Raw genomic sequence first — 22158 nt, forward strand, 5'->3', positions numbered from 1 at the left:
CGACAGAGACAACAGACACGACAGAGAGGCGGGCCCGCGATGACGAGGGTGCTGGTGGTCGACGACGAGCCGCAGATCGTTCGCGCCCTGGTGATCAATCTCAAGGCCCGCAAGTACGAGGTGGACGCGGCGCCCGACGGCGCCACCGCGCTCCAGCTCGCCGCCGCCCGGCACCCCGATGTGGTCGTGCTCGACCTCGGGCTGCCCGACATGGACGGGGTGGAGGTCATCAAGGGCCTGCGCGGCTGGACCAGGGTCCCGATCCTGGTGCTCTCCGCCCGGCACACCTCCGACGAGAAGGTGGAGGCGCTGGACGCGGGCGCGGACGACTATGTCACCAAGCCCTTCGGGATGGACGAGCTGCTGGCCCGGCTGCGCGCGGCGGTCCGCCGGGCGGAGCCGGTGGGCGGCGGGGACGACGACGTGGTGGTCGTGGAGACCGACGGCTTCACCGTCGACCTGGCCGCGAAGAAGGTCCACCGGGACGGGCGCGATGTGCGGCTCACCCCCACCGAGTGGCACCTCCTGGAGGTGCTGGTGCGCAACACCGGCCGGCTGGTCAGCCAGAAGCAGCTGCTCCAGGAGGTGTGGGGGCCCTCCTACGGCACGGAGACCAACTATCTGCGGGTCTACATGGCGCAGCTCCGGCGGAAGCTGGAGGCCGACCCCTCGCACCCCCGCCACTTCGTCACCGAGCCGGGCATGGGATACCGCTTCGAACGGTCCTGATCCGGTGTCCGGCCCATGTGATCAGGTGTTCGGCCCGGGTGGAGTGACGGTGGCGGCCGGTACGCTGGTCCCATGAGTGCGCTACCCCCTCCCGGGGGATCTTCCGGGAAGGCCGCCGGGGCCGCCAGGCCCGCCGGCCGCTTCCGCCGCATGCTCGACCGGCTCTCCTCCTCCCAGCAGGACCTGGAGTCCGAGGAGCTGCGCGAGGACGCCCAGGCGTCGGGGTGCACCCGCATCGCCGAGTGCGGTGACCGCCAGATCGTGAGGGTGACTGGTACCTTGCGCACGGTCACTCTGCGTCCGCGGGCCGGGGTGCCCGCGCTGGAGGCGGAGCTGTTCGACGGCACCGCCCCGCTGGATGTCGTCTGGCTGGGCCGCCGCTCCATCGTGGGCATAGAGCCGGGCCGCAGGCTCATCGCCTCCGGCAGGATCTCCATGAGCCACGGCCGCCGTGTGCTGTTCAACCCCAAATACGAACTCCGACCACTCGGACAGGAGTAGCCGGTGACGTCTTTCGACAAGCCGACCACGACCACACCCAACGCCCCCGGGGAGCCGGACTCCCCGGACGGCGCCTCCCCGGACGGCGCTTCCCCGGACGGGGACGACTCCAGGGCCGTCACGGAGGCGGCGCTGTTCGAGGCCTTCGGCGGGGTCCGCGGCATGGTCGAGACGGTCGTGCCAGGACTGCTGTTCGTCACGATCTACACGATCAACAAGGATCTGCACATCTCCGCGATCGCCGCGCTGGCGGTCTCGCTGGTGCTCGTCGCGGTCCGGCTGCTCCGCAAGGACACCGTGAAGCACGCCTTCAGCGGGGTCTTCGGGGTGGCGTTCGGTGTCGTCTTCGCGATGATGACCGGCAACGCCAAGGACTTCTATCTCCCGGGGATGCTCTACACCCTGGGCCTGGCGCTGGCCTACATCATCACCACCATCGCCGGGGTGCCGCTGATCGGTCTGATCCTCGGTCCGGTCTTCAAGGAGAACCTCTCCTGGCGGACCCGGAACCCCGGCCGCAAAGCGGCGTACGCCAAGGCGAGCTGGGCGTGGGGGCTGATCCTGCTCGGCAAGTGCGCGATCCTCTTCCCCCTGTACTGGTGGGCGGACACCACCCAGCTCGGCTGGGTGCTGGTGTCGCTGAAGATTCCGCCGTTCCTGCTCGCGGTCTATCTGACCTGGCTCTTCCTCGCGAAGGCGCCGCCGCCGATCGATGTGTTCGCCGAGATGGAGGCCGAGGAGCGCGCGGAGAAGGAGCGCGAGGCGGCCAGGGCGGCCGAGCGCGACGGCGTCTGACGGACGCCTGAGCGGCAAGCGGGCGGGTCCGTGGCCGGCGACCGCCGGTCACGATCTCATCAAGTCCCGCGATTTGCCGTTCTCCTGGTTCGGTGTCCTCTGAAAGCATCCTGTCGAAAGGGCTTTCGGGGGACGCACGGCATCAGGGGGACTCACGGTGGGGCGGTTTCTGTTTCTCCGTGCGCGCGGACACCGGCTGCTCCTCGCCGCCGCACTCCTCGCCGTACTGCTCACCACCGCCGTGTTGGCGACTCTGACCGCCTTCGCCGCATCCGTCGGGGACGCCGGGCTCCGGCACGCGCTGCGGACCAGGGACGCGTCGGCCGCCGCGCTGATGATCACCTCGGAGACGCCCGGCGGCGACCGGGCCGCCGCCGCACGGGACGCCCGGCGCGGCGCGCAGCGGGCGTTCGACGGGCTGCCGGTCACCCTGCGCCAGTTCGACCTCTCGGGGCCGTACGCCCTCCCGGAGAGTCCGCGGCCCCGCGCCGAGCGCGCGGGGGAACCCGATCTGGCCACCTTCGCCGTCGTGGACCGCTCCCGGGTGCGGCTGGTCGCGGGCGGCTGGCCCGGGGCCGCGGACGGGCGCGTCACCGAGGTCGCCCTGCCCGAGGCCGCCGCCGACCGGCTCGGGATGGCGCCGGGCCCCCGGGTGCTGAAGCTCGGTGACCGCCTCGGCGGCGCACCCGTCCACATCCGGGTCAGCGGGGTCTACCGGCCGCACGACCGCACCGACCCCTACTGGCGCCTCGACGACCTCGCCGGGCGCGGGGTCCGCAAGGAGAGCGGCCACACCGCCTACGGCCCCCTGCTGACCGACCCCGCCGTCTTCGCGTCCGGCCGGATCAGCAAGGGCGAACTGGCCTGGACGGCCTCCGCCGACTTCAGCGGTCTCACCTCCGACCGGATCGGCGCCCTGCGCGAGGCCGCCGCGAAGAGCCAGCGGCTGCTCTCCGCCGAACCCTCCCTGAAGAGCGGTGTCGTCGCGCGCACGGCGCTGCCCGAGACCCTCGACCGGCTGGAGCGGGCGCTGCTGGTCTCGCGGGCGACGCTCCTGATCGTTGCGCTCCAGCTGGTGCTGCTCGCGGGGTACGCGCTGCTGCTGGTGGCCCGGCTGCTGACCAGCGAGCGGGAGAGCGAGACCCGGGTGCTGCGGGCACGGGGCGCGTCCCGGGGCCGGATCGCCTCCCTCGCGGCGCTGGAGGCGCTGCTGCTGGCGCTGCCCGCCGCCGTCTGCGCCCCGCTGCTCGCCGGACCGCTCACCCGGCTGCTCGCCGGGCAGGGCCTGCTGGCCAGGATCGGTCTGCGGATCGACACCGGGGCGACCGCGCGGGTCTGGCTGGCGGGCGGCCTGGTGGCGCTGGCGTGCGCGGTGGCCGTCACCGTCCCGGCGCTCGCCGCCGCGCGGGCCCCGCGCGGCCGGGCGCGGGCGCTGCCCGCGCCGCTGCGGGCCGGCGCGGATGTGGCGCTGCTCGCCGTCGCCGGGGTGGCGTACTGGCAGCTGGAGCGGCGCACCTCGGGCAGTGGCGCGCTGAGCGGCGACGGCGAGGGGGAGCTGGGGATCGATCCGCTGCTGGTCGTCGCCCCGGCGCTCGCGCTGCTCGCCGGAACCGTGCTGACCCTGCGGCTGCTGCCGCCGGCGGCCCGCTTCGCGGAGCGCCGCGCGGCCCGTGGCCGGGGGCTGACCGCGCCGCTGGCGGGCTGGCAGTTCAGCCGCCGGCCCATGCGCGGCGCGGGCCCGGTGCTGCTGCTGGTGCTCGCGGTGGCCATGGGCATGCTCGCGATCGGCCAGGGCGCGTCCTGGGACCGGTCCCAGGACGACCAGGCGGACTTCCTCGCCGGGGCTCCGGTACGGGTCCTGGGCGGCGGGACGGTGCGGCAGTTCGGGCAGGGCGGGGTGTACGGCGCGCTGCCGGGCGTACGGGCGGCGGTGCCGGCCGCCCGCGCCGGGATGCCGCTGTCGGCGGGCCGGGAGGCGTCGGTGCTGGCGCTGGACACGGCGCGCGCCGATGAGGGGTTCCGGCTCCGTGACGATCTGGTGGACGGCGGCTCCGGGGATGTCCTCGCGGCGCTGCGCCCGCCGGGGCGGAGTGACGCGCGGGCCGGGATCGTGCTGCCCGAGGAGACGGAGCGGCTGGAGTTCGGGGTCACGGTCCGCCCGGCCCCCGGTGGAGACGGGACCGAGGAGCCCAGCGGTACGGAGGTCGTGGCGACCGTCGAGGACCGGTTCGGGGTGCCGTACCGGATTCCCGTCGGCTCGCTGCCGCCGGACGGGAAGCGGCGGACCCTGACCCTCGATCTCGCGGCGGCGGCCGACGCCCCCTCGGGCCGGCCGGCCGGGCCGCTCGCGCTCACCGCCGTCGAGTTCGACGAGACGGGGTATCCGAGCCGGATCGCGGTGAAGCGGTTCACACTCGACTCGCTGCGGGCGGTCACCGGGGACGGTGGGGCCCGTGCGGTCGCCGTCGGCGGGGGTACGGCCTGGCGGGCGAAGGCGACCACCAACACCGAGCCCGCCCCGGACGGTTCCGAGGCCGGCCCCGAGGTGAAGAGCCTGCGCTCCTCCCCCGGGACGCCGCTGGACATCACGTACCACATGGGCAAGGCGGAGTGGGGTGGCTGGAGCAACGACCGGTCGGCGACCGTGCGGGTGACGCCGGAGCGGCCCGCGCCGCCGATGCCCTCGGCGCTGGCGACCGACGCGTTCCTGCGGGCCGGTGCCGCGAAGGTCGGTTCGGTGATCGAGGTGCCGATGCCGGGCGGCGGGGTGAAGGTGCGGATCGCGGGGGCGGTGCGGGAGCTGCCGACCACCGGGCCGACGGCCGCGTCGGCGGTCGCCGATGCCGGGGGCGCGGGTGCGGGTGCGGGTGCGGGCTCCGGTCCCGCGCCCGCCGACGGCGGGGCGCTGCTGCTCGATCTGCGCTCGGTCAACCAGGTGCTCGCCGGCCGCCCCGACGCCGCTCTCCCGCCCACCGAGTGGTGGCTGTTCACCGAGCCGGGCGCCGCCGCCGGGGTGGCGTCCGCGCTGCGGGACCGGGCCGAGCTGGACTCCGGGCAGATCCTGGTGCGGGACGAGATCGCCGCCGCGCTCCAGGACGACCCGCTGGGCGCGGGACCGCAGTCCGCGCTGCTCGCGGTGGCGATCGCGGCCGGCGCGCTGGCGGCGGTCGGGTTCGCGGTGTCCACCGTGGGGGCGCTGCGCGAGCGGTCGGCGGAGTTCGCCGTGCTGCGGGCGCTCGGCGCGCCCCGGCGGCAGCTCGCGTCGCTGCTGGCCGCCGAGGGGTTCCCGCTGATCGCGCTGGCGCTGGCGATCGGGGCGGGGATCGGGGTGGTGCTCACCCGGGCGGTCGTCCCGCTGATCGTGCTGACCGGCCGGGCCACCCAGCCGGTGCCCGCTGTCCTGGTGGAGCTGCCGCTCGCCCGGGTGGCCCTGCTCCTCGCGGCGACAGCCGCCGCCCCCGTGCTCATCGTGGCCGCGCTGGCCCTGCGCCGCGACGACCCGGCGGCGCTGCGCGTCCGGGGAGGCGAGTGAGATGACCGCCCGCGCGTACGCGTCCCCCCGGAAGCCGGCCGCCGGAACCGTCCGGGCCACCGGACCCCTCGGCACACCGGCGGACCCGCGCTCCCCCGCCATCGGCACACCACCGACGGCCCAGCACTCCCCCGCCGGGGCACCGGCACCGGGCGCGGACCGGCCCGGCACACCCGCGGCCCCGCATTTCCCCACCGGGACCCCGGCACCAGGCGGGAACCATCCCGGCACACCGGCAACGCCGCATTTCCCCGCCATCGGCACACCACCGGCGGCCCAGCGCTCCCCCGCCGGGGCAACGGCACCAGGCACGGACCAGTCCGGCACACCCGCGGCCCCGCATTTCCCCACCGGGACCCCGGCACCAGGCGGGAACCAGCCCGCCACACCGGCAACGCCACATTTCCCCGCCATCGGCACACCACCGGCGGCCCAGCACTCCCCCACCGGGACAACGGCACCAGGCACGGACCAGCCCGCCACACCGACGACCCCGCACTCCCCCGCCGGGACACCAGCACCAGGCGCGAACCAGCCCGGCACACCGGCGCGCCACCGGGCCCGGCCGCCCGGGGCCCGGATGCGGTACCGCCGGCACACCGGGCGGGCGGGCGCCGTGATCACCCCGCCCGCCGCCCCGGCGGGCACCGCCGCGCCTCCCTGGGCGTCTCCGCCGCGTCCGGCCGCTTCCGCCGCGGCGGGCGGGCCCGCACCACTTCCGTACCCGGACCCGCCCGGCGCCCGCGTACCCCGGCGCACCACCCCCGCCCCGGCGGGCCGTCCCCCCGGCGCGGGCGGGACCGGAGCGGCACCGGGCCGGGGACGGCCCGGCCGCGCGTCCGCGCGGACAGTGTTCTCAGAGAGGCGAACGGTATGAGGGCGGTCGCCCCCTGGGTACGGACCCGGCTGCGCAGCGCCCCCGGCGCGGCACTCGCGCTGGCGGTGCTCGTCGCCGTCACCGCGTTCCTCGCCTCGGTGTTCCCGCGTGCGGTGGACGCGTACGAGGGAGCGGGGCTGCGCCATGAGCTGAGGACCGCCGTACCGGCCGAGAGCGGGCTCTCGTTCGCGGCCCCGCCCGACCAGGAGGGCGAACCCGAGGACCGGGTCGCCGCGCTGCGCGGGGAGCGGCTCGGGGAGGCGTACCGCGAGATCACCGGCCGGCTGCCGGAGCCGCTGCGGGTCGCGGCCGGACAGTCCGTGTACGGTGCGCGGATTCTCGAACCGGTCGCGGCGACCGACGCCTGGCTGCCCGCCCTGGACGGCGGCTCCCCGGTCTTCACGGTCGCCACCCGCTCCGAGCTGTCCGCGCACGCCACGGTCCGCTCGGGGCGGCTGCCCAGGGCCGGTGCCACCGAGCCGACCACCGGCCGGGTGGAGGCCGCGGTCACCCGGAAGACGGCCACCGCCCTCCGTATCAAGGCCGGTTCGACCATCCATCTGCCCCGGGTGACCGGGGAGCCGCTCGCCGTCACGGTGACCGGCATCGTCGAGCCGCTGCGCCCGGAGCAGGCGTACTGGGGAGTGGAGCCGGTGCTGCGCGAGCCCGGGAAGCTCTGGACGCCGAGCCCCGTGCTGCCCTACTGGCACGCGGCGCTGCTGCTCCCGCCGGAGGCCGGACCGGCGCTGCTCGCGCTGGGCGAGAGCGAGGCGTACTGGCGGATCGCCATCGCGCCGGACGGGCTGGCCGTCGGCGATCTGCCCGCGCTGAGGAGCGCGGTGGCCTCGGTGGAGCGGGGTCCGGTGCAGGCCCGGTTGCGCACCACCGTCTCACCCGAACTGAACGCCGAATCGGGCCTGGACGACCTCCTCGGCGGCTTCGACGGCACGCTGTCCGCGATCCGCCCGGTGGTGTCGGTGGGCGCGGCCGGGGTCGGGGCGGTCGCCGCGGTCGTGCTGCTGATGGCGGGCGGGCTGGCGGCGGCCCGGCGCCACAGCGAGCTGGCCCTGCTGAGGTCACGCGGCGGTTCGGTGCTCGGGATCACCGGGCGGCTGCTGGCGGAGGTCGCCGTTCCGGTGCTGCCGGCGGCTGCCGCCGGGTGTGCGCTCGCCCTGGTCGTGGTGCCGGACGGGCACCTGGCGCCGTCCCTGCTCGCGGCGGGTGCCGTCGCGCTCGTCGCCTGTGCCGCGCTGCCGCTGCGGGCCGCCTTCCTGCACCGCCGAGTCCGGCTGCACGGCGAACGGGACGATGTCGCCCGCGCGAGGCCCTCGCGCCGCCGCACGGTCGCCGAGCTGACCGTGCTGGTCCTGGCGGTGGCCGCGGCGGGCGCCCTGCGCCGGCGCGGTACCTCCGACGGCGACGCGGACGCGCTGATCAGCGCCGCGCCGGTGCTGGTGGGGCTGGCCGCCGCCCTCCTTCTCGTACGGCTGTATCCGCTGCCGCTGCGGCTGCTCGCGCTGCCCATGGCGCGGCGCCGGGGTGTGCTCGGTTTTCTGGCGCTGGCGCGGGCGGGCCGCTCGCCCGCCACCACCGCGCTGCCCGTGCTGGCGCTGCTGCTGGCGCTGACGACGGCCGCGTTCGGCGGTTCGGTGCTGGCCGGCGTCGCCGACGCCCGGGACCGGGCGACGCTCGCCGCGGTGGGCGCGGACGCCCGGATCGAGGCGGCGGACGAGCTGCCCGGGGGCGCGGCCGAACGGGTGCGCGCGGTGGCCGGGGTGCGGGAGGTGGTCTCCGTGCGCCGGGAGTTCGACGTCGATCTGATGGACGGCGACCACGGCATCGTGACGCTGATCGCCGTCGAACCGGAGAGCTACGCGCGGCTGGCCCGCGCCACCGGTCTCGGGGCGTTCGGGGCCGGTGAGCTGAAGGAGGCCTCGGGGACGATGCCCGTCCTCGCGAGCCCGTCGGTGGCCGCCCGGCTGGGTGAGGGGACGGCCACGGTCGCCACCACCGACGGGGTGCTCTCGGTCCGGGTGGCGGGGGTGCGCCCGGCGACGCCCGCCATGTCCGAGGGCGATTTCCTGGTGGTCGACGCGGCGGGGCTGCCGGTGCCGAGGAAACCCACCACCCTTCTGGTCAGCGGCGGCTCGCTCACCGCCGACGCGCTGCGGGCCGCGGCTCCCGGCTCGGCCGATGTGCTGGTGCGCTCCGTCGAACGGGCGGCCTTCGACGACTCCCCGGTGCAGCGCGGCGCCGGGGAGATCTACACCGCGGCGGCCGTGGCGGGCGCGGGGTACGCGATCCTCGCGCTGCTGCTGTCGCTGACGCAGGCCGCTCCGGAGCGGGTCGCCCTGCTGGCCCGGCTGCGGACCATGGGGCTGACCCGGAGCCAGAGCCGGCGGCTGCTGATCCTGGAGAGCCTGCCCCAGACCCTGCTGGCCGGGGTGGGCGGGGCGCTGGTGGGGTGGGCGACGATCGCCCTGCTGACACCGGGTATCGATCTGGCCCGGCTGGCGCTGACCGGACAGGGCCGGTTCGACTCGCTGGGCGCGGTGCGGCTGCGGCCCGACGAGTGGAGTCTGCTGCTGCCCGCGCTGGCGGTGGTGGTGATCGCGGCGGGGGTGGCCGCGGCGCAGGCGTATCTGACCACCCGGAGCGGGACGACGACCGAGCTGAGGGTGGGAGACACACGATGACCGATTCCCTGGATCTGCGGGAGCTGGAGAAGCGGGCGACGGCCGGGCGCGAGTCCCCCGGGTACGGCCATGACGCGCTGATCACCTGTGACCGGCTGGTACGGATCTTCTCCGCCGACGGGGTCGAGGTGCAGGCGCTCCAGGGCCTGGATCTGCTGGTCCGGGAGGGCGAGCTGATGGCGCTGGTGGGCGCGTCCGGCAGTGGGAAGTCGACGCTGATGAACATCCTCGCGGGGCTGGACGAGCCGACGGCGGGCGCGGCGAAGGTCGCGGGGCGCGATCTGCTGGCGATGGGGTCGAAGGAGCGGCTGCGCTACCGGCGCGAGGTGGTGGGCTTCGTCTGGCAGCAGACGGCGCGCAATCTGCTGCCGTATCTGACGGCCGTGCAGAATGTGGCGCTGCCGATGCAGTTGCGGGGCCGGGTGACCGGGCGGGCGGCGAAGCGGGCGGAGCGGGCCGAGTCGCTGCTCGCGCTGCTGGAGGTCGCGGACTGCCGGGACCGGCGCCCGCATCAGATGTCGGGCGGTCAGCAGCAGCGGGTGGCGATCGCGGTGGCGCTGGCGAACGAGCCTTCGGTGCTGCTGGCGGACGAGCCGACGGGCGAGCTGGACTCGCACACGGCGGAGCAGATCTTCGCGGCGTTCCGCCGGGCCAACGAGGAGCTGGGGACGACGATCGTGATCGTCACCCATGACCAGGCGGTCGCCTCCGAGGTGCGGCGCACGGTGGCCATCCGGGACGGCAGGACCTCCACGGAGATCCTGCGCCGCCGGGAGGTCGACACGGCGACGGGCCAGGAGTCGGTGGTGGCGCGGGAGTACGCGATGCTGGACCGGGCGGGCCGGCTCCAGCTTCCGGCGGAGTACACCGAGGCGCTGGGGATGCGGGACCGGGTGCTGCTGGAGCTGGAGCCGGACCACATCGAGATCCGCCCGGACGATCCGGCGGAGCGGTAGCCCTCCGGGAGGGGGCGCGTGTGCCGTACAGGTCGTACGGGTCGTGTGTGCCGTACGGGCCGTGCGTGCTGTACGGGGGTGGTACGGGCCGTGCGTGCCGTACGTCTGTTCGGGTCGGCGCAGGCCGCGTGGGCGGTACGGAAGCGGGGCCGGGGCCGGGGTGTCCCCCGGGCACCCTCGGCCCCCGCCCCGCCCCGCCCTCGCGCTACATCTCCCGGCGCACCGACAGCAGCTCCTCCAGCTGCTCCTCCCGGGCCTGTGCCGCCACGAAGAGGAGCTCGTCCCCGGCCTCCAGCGTCTCCTCCGGGGTCGGGGTCAGCACCCTCGACCCCCGGATGATCGTCACCAGTGAGGTGTCCTCGGGCCAGGCCACATCGCCCACCTGGGTGCCCGCGAGCCCCGACTCCGGCGGCAGCGTCAGCTCCACCAGGTTGGCGTCGCCGTGGCTGAAGCGGAACAGCCGTACGAGATCGCCGACGCTCACCGCCTCCTCGACCAGCGCGGACATCAGCCGAGGGGTGGAGACGGCGACATCCACACCCCAGGACTCGTTGAAGAGCCACTCGTTCTTGGGGTTGTTGACCCGGGCGACGACCCTGGGCACCCCGTACTCCGTCTTCGCCAGCAGCGAGACCACGAGATTGACCTTGTCGTCCCCGGTGGCGGCGATGACCACATGGCAGCGCTGGAGCGCCGCCTCGTCCAGCGAGGTGATCTCGCAGGCGTCGGCGAGCAGCCACTCGGCCAGCGGCACCCGCTCCACCGAGATGGCGGTCGGCGCCTTGTCGACGAGCAGGACCTCGTGCCCGTTCTCCAGCAGTTCCCCGGCGATGGAGCGGCCCACCGCGCCGGCGCCCGCGATAGCGACCCGCATCAGTGCCCCTCCTCCTCGGGGCCTTCGGCGAAGGCCGCCTCGACCTTCTCGATCTCGTCCGTGCGCATCATCACGTGCACCAGGTCGCCCTCCTGGAACACGGTCTGCGAGGTGGGCAGCACGGCCTCGCCGAGCCGGGTCAGAAAGGCGACCCGCACCCCGGTCTCGTCCTGGAGCTCACTGACCTTGTGCCCTATCCAGGCGGGCGAGGTGTACACCTCGGCGAGCTGCACCCCACCGCTCGGATCGCGCCACAGCGGCTCCGCGCCGGACGGCAGCAGCCGGCGCAGCATCTGGTCCGCCGTCCAGCGGACGGTGGCGACGGTCGGGATGCCCAGGCGCTGGTACACCTCGGCGCGGCGCGGGTCGTAGATCCGGGCCGCGACATTCGCGATGTTGAACATCTCGCGGGCGACACGCGCGGCGATGATGTTGGAGTTGTCCCCGCTGCTGACGGCCGCGAAGGCGCCGGCGTCCTCGATCCCCGCCTCGCGCAGGGTGTCCTGGTCGAACCCGACGCCGGTGACGCGACGGCCGCCGAACGAGGAGCCCAGCCGGCGGAAGGCCGTGGGGTCCCGGTCGATCACCGCGACCGTGTGCCCCTGCTGCTCCAGGGTCTGCGCGAGAGCGGCTCCCACTCGCCCGCATCCCATGATGACGATGTGCACGACCGTCCTTCCGGCTGCCACTGCCGTGTCGCGTGGCATTTCTTTGCTCAGTATTTACTCAGTATTTGACGGTGCTCTGGCTTAAAGAGTCTCAGACCTTGGCCCAAGCTACACATACGCGGGAGGGCACGGACACCGGGTATCTGCGGGAACGGGAGATTCCGCCGGAGGCCGGGGGTGGTGGGTGGGGCGTGGCCCATTCGAACGCTTACGATCCTCTCCGTGTCCAAACTGACCGATCTGCCCAAACGCATTCTGATCGGCAGGGCGCTGCGCAGTGACAGGCTGGGGGAGACACTCCTTCCGAAGCGCATCGCGCTGCCTGTCTTCGCCTCCGACCCGCTGTCCTCCGTGGCGTACGCGCCCGGCGAGGTCCTGCTGGTGCTGTCGATCGCGGGCGTGTCGGCCTACCACTTCAGCCCCTGGATCGCCCTGGCCGTCGTGGTCCTGATGTTCACGGTGGTGGCCTCCTACCGGCAGAACGTGCACGCCTATCCGAGCGGCGGCGGTGACTACGAGGTCGCCACCACCAATCTCGGCCCGAAGGCCGGTCTCACGGTCGCGAGCGCTCTGCTGGTCGACTATGTGCTGACCGTGGCCGTCTCCATCTCCTCCGGAGTGGAGAATCTCGGCTCGGCGATCCCGTTCGTGGTCGAGAACAAGGTGCTCTGCGCGGTCGGCATCATCGCGCTGCTGACGGTGATGAATCTGCGCGGGGTGCGGGAGTCGGGCAAGCTCTTCGCGATTCCGACATATGTCTTTGTCGCCGGTGTCTTCCTCATGGTCGCCTGGGGGGCGTACCGGGGTCTGGTTCTCGGCGAGACCATGAAGGCCCCGACGGCCGATTTCGAGATCAAGCCGGAGCATCAGGGGCTGGCGGGTTTCGCGCTGGTCTTTCTGCTGCTGCGGGCCTTCTCCTCCGGCTGTGCCGCGCTCACCGGGGTGGAGGCGATCAGCAACGGGGTGCCCGCCTTCCGCAAGCCGAAGTCGCGGAACGCGGCCACCACCCTGCTGCTGATGGGGCTGCTGGCGACCACCATGTTCTGCGGCATCATCGGTCTCGCCATGGCCACCGATGTGAAAATGGCCGAGCACCCGGCGCGGGATCTGCTGAGCGACGGCCGTCCGGTCGGGGACGCGTATGTGCAGGACCCGGTGATCTCCCAGGTCGCGGCGGCGGTCTTCGGTGACGGGACCTTCTTCTTCGTGCTGCTCGCGGCGGCCACCGCGCTGGTCCTCTTCCTGGCCGCCAACACCGCGTACAACGGGTTCCCGCTGCTCGGCTCGATACTGGCGCAGGACCGCTATCTGCCGCGCCAGCTCCACACCCGGGGCGACCGGCTCGCCTTCTCCAACGGCATCGTGCTCCTCGCCGGGGCCGCGGCGCTGCTGGTGTGGGTGTACGGCGCGGACTCCACCAAGCTGATCCAGCTCTACATCGTCGGGGTCTTCGTCTCCTTCACGCTCAGCCAGACCGGCATGGTGCGGCACTGGAACCGCCATCTGCGGACCGAGCGGAATCCGGCCAAGCGGCGCCATATGATCCGCTCCCGGGCGATCAACGCCTTCGGCGCCTCCTTCACCGGGCTGGTGCTCGTGGTGGTGCTGGCGACGAAGTTCACCCATGGCGCCTGGGTGGCGCTGCTGGGCATGCTGATCTTCTACGGGGTGATGAGCGCGATCCGCCGGCACTACGACCGGGTGGCGGAGGAGATCGCGGCGCCCGACGAGCCCGGCCCGGACAGCGTGCGCCCGTCCCGGGTGCACGCCATCGTGCTGATCTCCCGCATCCACCGCCCGACGCTGCGGGCCCTGGCGTACGCCAAGCTGATGCGGGTCGACAAGCTGGAGGCCGTCAGCATCAATGTGGACCCCACCGAGACCAAGGCCCTGCGGGACGAGTGGGAGCGGCGCGGGATCAATGTGCCGCTGAAGATCCTGGACTCGCCCTACCGGGAGATCACCCGGCCGGTGGTCGAGTATGTGCGGGGGCTGCGGCGGGAGAGCCCGCGCGATGTGGTCAGCGTGGTGATCCCCGAGTACGTGGTGGGGCACTGGTACGAGCAGTTGCTGCACAACCAGAGCGCGCTGCGGCTCAAGGGGCGGCTGCTCTTCACCCCCGGGGTGATGGTGACCTCGGTGCCGTACCAGCTGGTCTCGTCGGAGGCGGCGCGCAAGCGGGCCCGCAGACGGCAGAACTGGAGCGCGCCGGGAGCGGTGCGGCGGGGGCCGGTGGACGAGCGGCCCAGGGAGCCGAGCGGCCGGGAGTGAGGGCGGCGGGCGACTGCGGGGGGGCGGGTGCCGGCTCGGCGGGCCGGGGGGGGGCGGCTCGGTGGGCGGCCGGCCGGCTCTCACCGACGTAGACTGATGAGCTGCCCGTGCATCCGGGCCCGCAGGTCGCGCCCCCGGGGGTAGGCGACCGCCCCGCACCCCGAAACCCTGGAGTCACCCCGCCATGCAGAACGCGTCCGATTCTTCGCTTTCTTCGCTGGTCGGTGAGGAGTACGAGGTCACGGTGGGCCCCGTCGCCCACGGCGGGCACTGCATCGCCCGCACCGACGAGGGGCGGGTGCTCTTCGTGCGCCACACCCTCCCCGGCGAGAAGGTCGTGGCCCGGGTCACCGACGGTGACGAGGACTCCCGCTTCCTCCGCGCCGACGCCGTGCGGATCGTCGAGGCGTCGAAGGACCGGATCGAGGCCCCGTGCCCGTTCTCGGGACCCGGCCGGTGCGGCGGCTGCGACTGGCAGCATGTGAAGCCCGGCGTGCAGCGCCGCTTCAAGGGCGAAGTGATCGCCGAACAGCTCCAGCGCCTCGCGGGCCTCACTCCCGAGGAGGCCGGCTGGGACGGCACGGTCATGCCCGCCCCCGGGGACAAGCTCCCCGCGGGCGAGGTGCCCGCCTGGCGCACCCGGGTGCAGTACGCCATCGACGCGGAGGGCAACGCGGGGCTGCGCAAGCACCGCTCGCACGAGGTCGAGCCGGTCGACCATTGCATGATCGCGGCGCCCGGCGTCAGCGAGCTGGGCATCGAGAAGCGCGCGTGGCCGCAGATGGCGAGCGTGGAGGCGATCTCGGCGTCCGGCTCCAGCGACCGCCAGGTCATCCTCACCCCGGCCCCCGGCGGCCGGCTCCCCCTGGTGGAGCTGGACAAGCCGGTCTCGGTCCTGCGCGTGGACGAGCGCGACGGAGGGGTGCACCGCGTCCACGGCCGCGCCTTCGTGCGCGAGCGCGCCGACGGCCGCACCTACCGGGTCGGCGCGGGCGGCTTCTGGCAGGTCCACCCGCAGGCGGCGGACACCCTGGTGAAGGCCGTGATGCAGGGCCTGATGCCACGCAAGGGCGAGAGCGCCCTCGACCTCTACTGCGGCGTCGGCCTGTTCGCGGGCGCCATCGCCGAACGCCTCGGCGACCAGGGCGCGGTCCTCGGCATCGAGTCCTCCAAGCGCGCGGTGGAGGACGCCCGCCACAACCTCCGCGACCTCGACCGGGTCCGCGTCGAACACGGCAAGGTCGACCAGATCCTCCCCCGCACGGGCATCACCGAGACCGACCTGATCGTCCTGGACCCGCCCCGCGCGGGCGCGGGCAAGCAGACCGTCCGCCAACTGGCCGCCCTGGGCGCCCGCCGCATCGCGTACGTCGCCTGCGACCCGGCGGCCCTCGCCCGCGACCTGGCGTACTTCCGCGAGGCGGGGTACCGGTCGCGGACACTGCGGGCGTTCGATCTCTTCCCGATGACGCACCACGTGGAGTGCGTGGCGATTCTGGAGCCGGTGAAGAAGGACGCCTGACCTGAGGTTTTACCGATGCGCATGATGTGCGTTGTGGGCGTTACGGGCGATGTCCTGACGCTGAAATGACGCTCGGGAGGGAGGACCGGCAGGCGGGCAGACCGCCGGCGGGCAGCCGGTCGCTCCACCCCTACCCGCCACCCGTGCCGGCGAGTCCGACCGCTGGTGGCCGCGGACGTCACGTCGGCTCCGGCAGCTGAACCCTCGCCTCAGTTCTGCGGATCCAGAGAACGCAACAGCTCAAGAAACCCCTGAGCCGGGCGTAGTTGCTCGTCGGTGATGGGGTCCGGACTGAAGTGCATCAGACCGTTGCGGAAGTTGCGGCACTCCTCAAGGGCGGTGAGGAAATACTGCTGGTCGATGGACCACCCCACCGCGGACCAGTTCTCGGGAACCTTGAGGAGGTGCCCGTAAGCGCCGAAGGTCAGGTTGGCTGCGGAGTTCACCCGGGACGCGCGGTTCCTTGGCACGACGGCCCGTACCCGGTCGATCGGAATGCATCGGTCGACGATCCGGCGCAGGCGCTGCTCGATCTCCTCAACGAGGACGAAGGGACGCACCCGGATGCCGAACTGAACCGTCAGATCGGAGTCGGTGACCAGGCCGCACACCTTGTGTTCGTGGTCGCGGACGACAACATAGCCGGACTTCTGAATGGTCCCGATCCAGTCGAGCAGGTCATCGGACCGGTCCGCCTCCTGGGCCCGCACCGTCGCGGCCGCGAGACCTGCTCCGGAATCGGCCATCTGGGCGCGTCCGATCGACTCCCAGCTGACCACTCCGCGCAGCCGCCCGTCCTCGTCGAGGACGGGGAGCTGGCTGTAATCACGCAGCACCATGAGCGTCCTGGCCGTGCTGAGGTCGTCCCCGACCCGTACGCAGTCGGGCATGCGGTTGGCCGAGTCCAGGTTGCTCACCCGGTACGCAACCGTCCCCACCCGGGAGCCGTCGTCCGCCAGGTGCCCGGCGGCGTCAGCCGCGTGCTGGACCACGGCCGACAGGCTCGTCGTGACCGTGAGCCGGGTCACGGCACTCGTCCCCGCCTCGTCGGGTTCGGCACCTCCCGCCAGAACCGCGATCTGGCTCTCGAGGCTGCCTTCCGTGAAGGGCGGCACGGTGACGAGGCCACGGTCCTCCAGATTCTTCTCGATCTGCTCGATCACCGACGGGTAGCGGCGCTGAACACCCCAGACGGCCAGAAAGTCCCTGATCGACAGGGTGAGCGGCTCGTCGGCGCTGCGGCGCCGTACCTCCTCGTAGAGTTTGGCGGGCTCGGTGAGGGTGGCCGCGAACTCGTCCGCGTCCGGGCGGCCGGGGTCCGGCTTCCCCTCGGCCAAGGCGGCTATGCGTTCCGCGGCCCCGAACCGGCTGAGCTCGAAAACGGTCAGCAGGGATCCCATGCTGTCCTGCAGATCCGACTGGACCGACTGCCGGCCGATGTCCTTGACGAGCCACTCGACCCGCCGGATGTGACGCTGCCCGTCGGAGGCGTCCGAGCGGTACGCGTATCCGCCCGAGATCCGGCCGACGGCCAGCAGCATGGACCTCAGCGGAAGAACAACGAGGTCCCCGTCCCGTATCTCGTGGACGAAGCGGTGGATCTGGCCGGTCCAGTTCCCCACCGTGTAGGGACCCTCGTCGGGGTACGCGGCGGCCACGGCGGCCTTGATCTCGTCCCGTGTGCCGGTGGCGGCGAGATCGCCCAGCCCTTGCCAGCCGACGAGCAGCACGCCTTCCTCCAGCGCGGTGCTCTCCCGCTCCCCGTTCTCTCCCGCCCTGACGACCCAGGCCCGCATCACGGCCCCCTCCCCCTGAGGAACATGTCAAACGATCACCACGACCGCGCACGATGAGACTAACGCCGGGCGCGGGTGGCCACCGGTGGAAATCAGTCATGCCATGGCACCCGGGCCGTCTGACAAGGCACGGGCGTTCGGATATGGCCGCCGTAGACTGATCGACAGCCGTGTGGTGGGGCGAGGGCCGTGACGATCGCGTGGGGGACGCCGATGAAACCTTTGGACGCCGATGCCGACCCGCGTGTGGTGGGACCGTTCGAACTGCTCGCCCGGCTCGGGGAAGGCGGCATGGGCATCGCCTATCTGGCACGGCCGCTTCCGCTGGAGGGTCTGAGCGGTGAACTGGCCGCCGCGTACCGTCTGGCCGAGCCGGACGGCGGTGCGGACGCGGCCGGGGCACGGCTGGTGGTCGTCAAGATGATCCAGCCCGGACTGCTGGACGGGCTGCCCGGGGCCCTGGAGCGCTTCGACCGGGAGATCGACGCCGTGCGGGCCGTCGTCAGCGACCGGGTTCCGGCACTGATCGCCGCGGCTCCGCCGGAGTCTCTCCAGCCCTGGTTCGCCATGGACTACATCGCGGGGCCGAACCTGCACACCATGGTGCGGCGATCCGGCCCCTTGGCGGCGGGCCCCTGCGCGGCCCTCGGCCTCGCTCTCGTGGACGCGCTGCGCGCGATCCACGGCGCCGGGCTGCTGCACCGGGACCTCAAACCCGGGAACGTGGTCCTCGGCCCGGACGGTCCGGTCGTCCTGGACTTCGGGCTCGCGGTGCTCGCCGAGCGCCGGACCAGCCAGGCCATCACCGGGCCGGGGGAGAAGTTGGGGTCGTGGCCGTACGCCCCGTACGAACAGCTCCACAATTTCGGCAGCGTCGACACACCGGCCGATGTGTACGCCCTCGGTGCCATGCTGTTCTTCGCGCTGACCGGTCGGCCGCCCTACTCCGTGGCGCCGATGCCCACGCCCCCGGACTGGGCCGGTGTCGATGCCCGGTTCCTCCCCCTGCTGGGGCAGATCCTCGTCCCCGCCGCAGGACTGCGTCCGGACCTCGACAGCGTCGAAATGGGGTTGCAGGCCGTCCTCGTCGGCGCCGAGCTGACCCCGGGACTCGCGGCGGAGGAACTCCGGGCGACCGTCGAGGCCGCGGGGCTGACACCGGTGCTTCCCCCCGAGGCCCTCTCCGGCCGCGCCGACCCAAAGATCCGGAGCCTTGCCCAGAAGGCGGTGGACGACGGTGGGAAGCCGGACTCTCCCTGGGCTCCGGGTGCGACGGACGACCTCGACCCGGGTTTCTTCGGCATCGTCGACACCGACGAGATCGAGTGGGCCGCCGAGGACGGACCCGCCGCCCCGGTGGACACACCCGGCGGATACACACCGACGCTGGTCGATCCGGACGCGGACGCCCTCCCCGGGCCCTCTGCCGACGAGACCCCGGCACCGGAACCCGGCCTGCCGACGAGCTACCCGCTCGCGCCGCCGCACCCCGCGGACCCCGCCACGCCGCCGCCCGCCCGGCCGGCCCCGCCCCGGCCGGCCCTCCAGGTCGCCGAGGAGCTGCGGAAGGCGTACGCCCACCGGGGAGCGCTGTAGCACTCCCCGGCGGAGACCACTCTTCGCGGGCGGCGCCCTCCACCCCGCCGCGACCGGTCACGGCGGGACCCGCTCCCGGGACACGGCGCAGCGCCTACCCTTCACATGACCAGAAACGACCCGAGAGGCAGGACCACCCCCGATGCACGACGCAGTGCCCGGTGTCCCCGAGGCCCGCACCGATGCCCAGGCCCCGGCGGCACCCGGGGGCCCTCCGCCCGCCGGCACGGTGATCGAGGTACGGGACGAGGAGTGGATGGTCCGCAGCAGCCGGGAGGTGCGGGCCGGTGAGTTCCTGATCGAGGCTGTCGGCGCCTCCGACCTGGTGCGCGGGCACGAGGCCCGGTTCCTGACCCCGACGATGGACCGGCCCCGTGTGCTGCGTCCGGAGGACACCCGGCTCATCACCGACGGCTCGCCGCACTTCCGGCGCAGCCGCCTCTTCCTGGAGGCGGTGCTGCGCAAGACCCCGCTGCCGCAGACGGAACGCCGACTGGCACTGGCCGACGGGTTCCTCCTGGACCGCATGGACTATCAGCTGCGGCCCGCCGCGAAGGCGCTGGCCAATCCGCTGCGGCCACGGCTGTTGATCGGCGATGTGGTGGGTCTCGGCAAGACCCTGGAGATCGGGGCCCTGCTGGGCGAGCTGATCAGGCGCGGCCGGGGCGAACGCATCCTCGTCGTCACCCCCGCCCCGGTCCTGGAGCAGTTCCAGCACGAGATGTGGACGCGCTTCGCCCTGCCACTGGTACGCCTGGACAGTGCGGGCATCGCCCGGATCGAACGGCGGATCCCGGCAGGGCGCAACCCGTTCACGTACTACAAGCGCGTGATCATCTCGATGGACACGCTGAAGAACCCCCGCCGCTACCGTCCGTGGCTGGAACACATCCACTGGGACGCCGTGGTCATCGACGAGTCCCACAACCTGATCAACCAGGGCAGCGATCGCCGCGCCCTCGCCGATCTGCTGGCCGAGCGCACCGACGCGCTGATCCTGGCCAGCGCCACCCCGCACAACGGTGACATGCCCGCCTTCACCGGACTGATCCGTCTCCTCGATCCCATGGCGGTGAAGGACCCCCGCGACCCGAAGGCCGCGGAGCTGGAGCATCTGATGGTGCGCCGCACCAAGGTCAGTGCCGAGGTCGCGGGCCAGCTCAAGAACTGGGCGCCGCGCGGGGAGTCCCGGCCCGTCCACCGCCGGGCGAATCCGCTGGAGGAGCAGGTCTTCCAGGAGCTCGCCGAGCACTGGCTGAACCGGCCCTCCGAAAACGCCGGCACGGCGGGCGGGGGCGGCGCGGAGGATCATCTCTTCCCGTATGTCCTGCTCAAGTCATTCCTCTCGTCCCACCGGGCCCTGTTCGCCACCGCCCGCGAGCGGCTCACGAGGACCGGGCACGTCCTCCCCGAGAAGCACCGGATCTCCGACGCGCCCCTCTCCGGCGTCGAGCCCGGCACCCCGGGGGCGGCCTCGCTGCTGCGTCTGATGGAGCTGGCGCGCTCCATCGAGTCGGCGAGCACGGGGGGTGACACGGAGGCCGCGTCCAAGCTGGCGGGCTTGGTGGAGGAGCTGCGCACGATCGGGGTGAAGGCCGGCAGCCCCACCCGCGCGGTCGTCTTCTCCGAGCGCCGCGAAACCCTCGACTGGCTGGGCGGGGTGCTGCCGCCGCTGCTCGGCTGGACGGACCCGGACGACGCCGGGGCCGCGGTCAAGGTCCTGCACAGCACCGGCGTATCGGACAGGGTGCAGATGGAGTACGTCGACGAGTTCGCCCGCGCCGGCGGCGATGTGCGCCTGCTGCTCTCCGGCGACGGCGCCTCCGAGGGCGTCAATCTGCACCGCCAGTGCCACCATCTGATCCACTGGGACCTGCCGTGGAGCCTGATCAGGGTCGAGCAGCGCAATGGCCGTATCGACCGGTACGGCCAGAGCGAGCGGCCCGAGTTCCGGGCGATGATCCTCGAATCCGCCGTCGAGGGCGCGCTGGACGACACCGACATCGCCGAGAAGGTCCTCGCCCGTGAGGAGCGGGTGCATGCGATCCTCGGGGCGGTGGAGGCGGCGACCAAGGAGAACGACGGCGCGCTGGAGGAGCGGCGGGTCATGGAGGCGCTGTTCAAGGGGGCGCCGCCGCAGCAGGCGGTGGACGGTCTGGAGGCGGTCCCGCTGTCCGGAGCCGGATCGGCTCCGGCGGAGCTGCCACTGCCCCAGCGGCTCAACGCGGAGTTCGGCGCGGACGGTGACCCGTACGACGACTCCGATTTCGGGTTCGACTTCGAGACGGAGCACGCGGAGTTCCCGGAGGATGCCGGCTTCGACTTCGACGAGGTCTCCGACCCCCCGGCCGACGAGGCGGCGCAGGCCACGACCGCGCCGGACCGGGCGGCCCCGGCCCCGCTCCGCTTCGTCGACGAGCTGCGGCTCTTCACCGACCGCCGCGACTATGTTCTCGCCGGTCTGGAGGAGCTGGCCGATCTGGAGTCGTTCCGTCTCGACACCACCGTGGACGGCACCGACCTCAGCTTCGACACCCCCGAGGACCTTGCCGACCGCTTCGATGTGCTGCCCCCCGGTTATCTGCGCGATCACCGCATCAACAGCCGGGTCAAGCTCACCTTCAGCCGTGAGGACGCCGCCGACTCGCTGAGGCGGGCCCGCGAGGACGCCGACTCCCGGTCGCTCTGGCCGGACGCCCACTACGTCGGCGAGCTGCACCCCGTACTGGAGTGGATCACGGACAAGGTCCTGGTCCAGCTCGGCCGCCAGCAGGCGCCGGTGCTCCAGGTGGACCGCGCCCGCGTACCGGATCCGGTGTTCCTCACCCAGGGTGTGTGGTCCAACCGGGACGGCCGCCCTACGGTGGTGGCCTATCTCGCCGTCGACCGGCTCCACGGGACGGACACGGAGCCCCGGGTACGGGAGCTGACCGGGCCGCTCCTGGAGCAGCTCGGCCTCGGTCCCGACATGCCCGACCACTTCGCCGAGGGCGACCCGGCCGCGCTCCAGCGGTATGTGGCCGGGGCCGTGGCCGCCACCCGCGACGAGCTGGACCGCCGCCGGGGGGACGCGGAGGAACTCGTCGACCGGCCCCTGAGGGAGTACGAGGAACGGGTCGGCCTCTGGCGGGCCCAGCCCCTGCCGGGTTTCAGCGGCGGTCGCGGAGCACGCGAGCGGGCCGCCGGGAATCTGGAGAAGGCCGCGACGCGGCTCAGGACCGCCGGGAACACGCCGATGGTCCGGATCCTCGCCGCCCTGGAGCCCAGCTCATGACCCCCGCCACCGCGCCCGGCGCGGCACCCGGCCACCGTCCCACCCGTCACGTCATCCGGCAGGAGCGGCAA

General features: G+C 73.2%; 13 protein-coding genes. 10 read left to right on the forward strand and 3 right to left on the reverse strand.

Translation table 11 applies throughout. The features are described 5' to 3' along the window. Positions 1-39: 39 nt before the first annotated feature. The 6 genes from ACWCRA_RS01785 to ACWCRA_RS01810 all read left to right on the forward strand — a co-directional run bounded on the left by ACWCRA_RS01785 (position 40) and on the right by ACWCRA_RS01810 (position 10086). Positions 40-729 carry a response regulator gene (locus ACWCRA_RS01785; protein WP_351543249.1) on the forward strand — a complete coding sequence of 230 codons (690 nt, stop codon included), beginning with the start codon at positions 40-42 and terminating at the stop codon, positions 727-729. A 150-nt stretch (positions 730-879) separates the two neighbouring features. Then, positions 880-1230 carry an OB-fold nucleic acid binding domain-containing protein gene (locus tag ACWCRA_RS01790; RefSeq protein ID WP_194291972.1) on the forward strand — a complete coding sequence of 117 codons (351 nt, stop codon included), beginning with the start codon at positions 880-882 and terminating at the stop codon, positions 1228-1230. 3 nt (positions 1231-1233) lie between these two features. After that, positions 1234-2025 (forward strand): DUF3159 domain-containing protein, encoded by a 792-nt coding sequence (locus ACWCRA_RS01795; protein WP_351543252.1) that lies wholly within the window; start codon positions 1234-1236, stop codon positions 2023-2025. 157 nt (positions 2026-2182) lie between these two features. Beyond that, positions 2183-5557, forward strand: a complete 3375-nt coding sequence (locus tag ACWCRA_RS01800) for an FtsX-like permease family protein (RefSeq protein ID WP_451066593.1) — start codon at positions 2183-2185, stop codon at positions 5555-5557. An 873-nt stretch (positions 5558-6430) separates the two neighbouring features. Then, on the forward strand, positions 6431-9130 hold the full coding sequence (locus ACWCRA_RS01805; protein WP_451066594.1) for an FtsX-like permease family protein: 2700 nt from the start codon (positions 6431-6433) through the stop codon (positions 9128-9130). After that, the gene (locus tag ACWCRA_RS01810; RefSeq protein ID WP_351543260.1) at positions 9127-10086 is read left to right on the forward strand and encodes an ATP-binding cassette domain-containing protein; all 960 of its coding nucleotides are present in this window, start codon (positions 9127-9129) and stop codon (positions 10084-10086) included. Before ACWCRA_RS01805 ends, ACWCRA_RS01810 begins: the two co-directional genes overlap by 4 nt. Positions 10087-10291: 205 nt before the next feature. On the opposite strand, the gene ACWCRA_RS01815 is transcribed toward ACWCRA_RS01810, so the two are convergent. Further along, positions 10292-10960 carry a potassium channel family protein gene (locus ACWCRA_RS01815; protein WP_351543262.1) on the reverse strand — a complete coding sequence of 223 codons (669 nt, stop codon included), beginning with the start codon at positions 10958-10960 and terminating at the stop codon, positions 10292-10294. After that, the gene (locus tag ACWCRA_RS01820; RefSeq protein WP_351543265.1) at positions 10960-11628 is read right to left on the reverse strand and encodes a potassium channel family protein; all 669 of its coding nucleotides are present in this window, start codon (positions 11626-11628) and stop codon (positions 10960-10962) included. Before ACWCRA_RS01820 ends, ACWCRA_RS01815 begins: the two co-directional genes overlap by 1 nt. Before the next feature lie 222 nt (positions 11629-11850). Here ACWCRA_RS01820 and ACWCRA_RS01825 point away from each other — a divergent pair, with 222 nt between their 5' ends. Then, entirely contained in the window at positions 11851-13899 is a 2049-nt protein-coding gene (locus ACWCRA_RS01825) for an APC family permease (protein ID WP_351543268.1), read from the forward strand. Positions 13900-14083: 184 nt separating this feature from the next. Continuing rightward, on the forward strand, positions 14084-15421 hold the full coding sequence (locus ACWCRA_RS01830; protein ID WP_351543271.1) for a class I SAM-dependent RNA methyltransferase: 1338 nt from the start codon (positions 14084-14086) through the stop codon (positions 15419-15421). 209 nt (positions 15422-15630) lie between these two features. Here the strand turns inward: ACWCRA_RS01830 and ACWCRA_RS01835 are convergent, their stop codons facing one another. Then, entirely contained in the window at positions 15631-17217 is a 1587-nt protein-coding gene (locus ACWCRA_RS01835; RefSeq protein ID WP_451066625.1) for a CBS domain-containing protein, read from the reverse strand. Positions 17218-17430: 213 nt separating this feature from the next. Between ACWCRA_RS01835 and ACWCRA_RS01840 the strand changes: the two genes are divergently transcribed. Continuing rightward, positions 17431-18813: a serine/threonine-protein kinase gene (locus tag ACWCRA_RS01840; protein WP_451066595.1), complete on the forward strand. Its 1383-nt coding sequence runs from the start codon at positions 17431-17433 to the stop codon at positions 18811-18813. 142 nt (positions 18814-18955) lie between these two features. After that, complete coding sequence (locus tag ACWCRA_RS01845) at positions 18956-22087, forward strand: SNF2-related protein (RefSeq protein WP_451066596.1); 3132 nt, start codon at positions 18956-18958, stop codon at positions 22085-22087. The last annotated feature ends 71 nt before the right edge of the window (positions 22088-22158 follow it).

Source organism: Streptomyces sp. NPDC001889 (assembly GCF_053594535.1).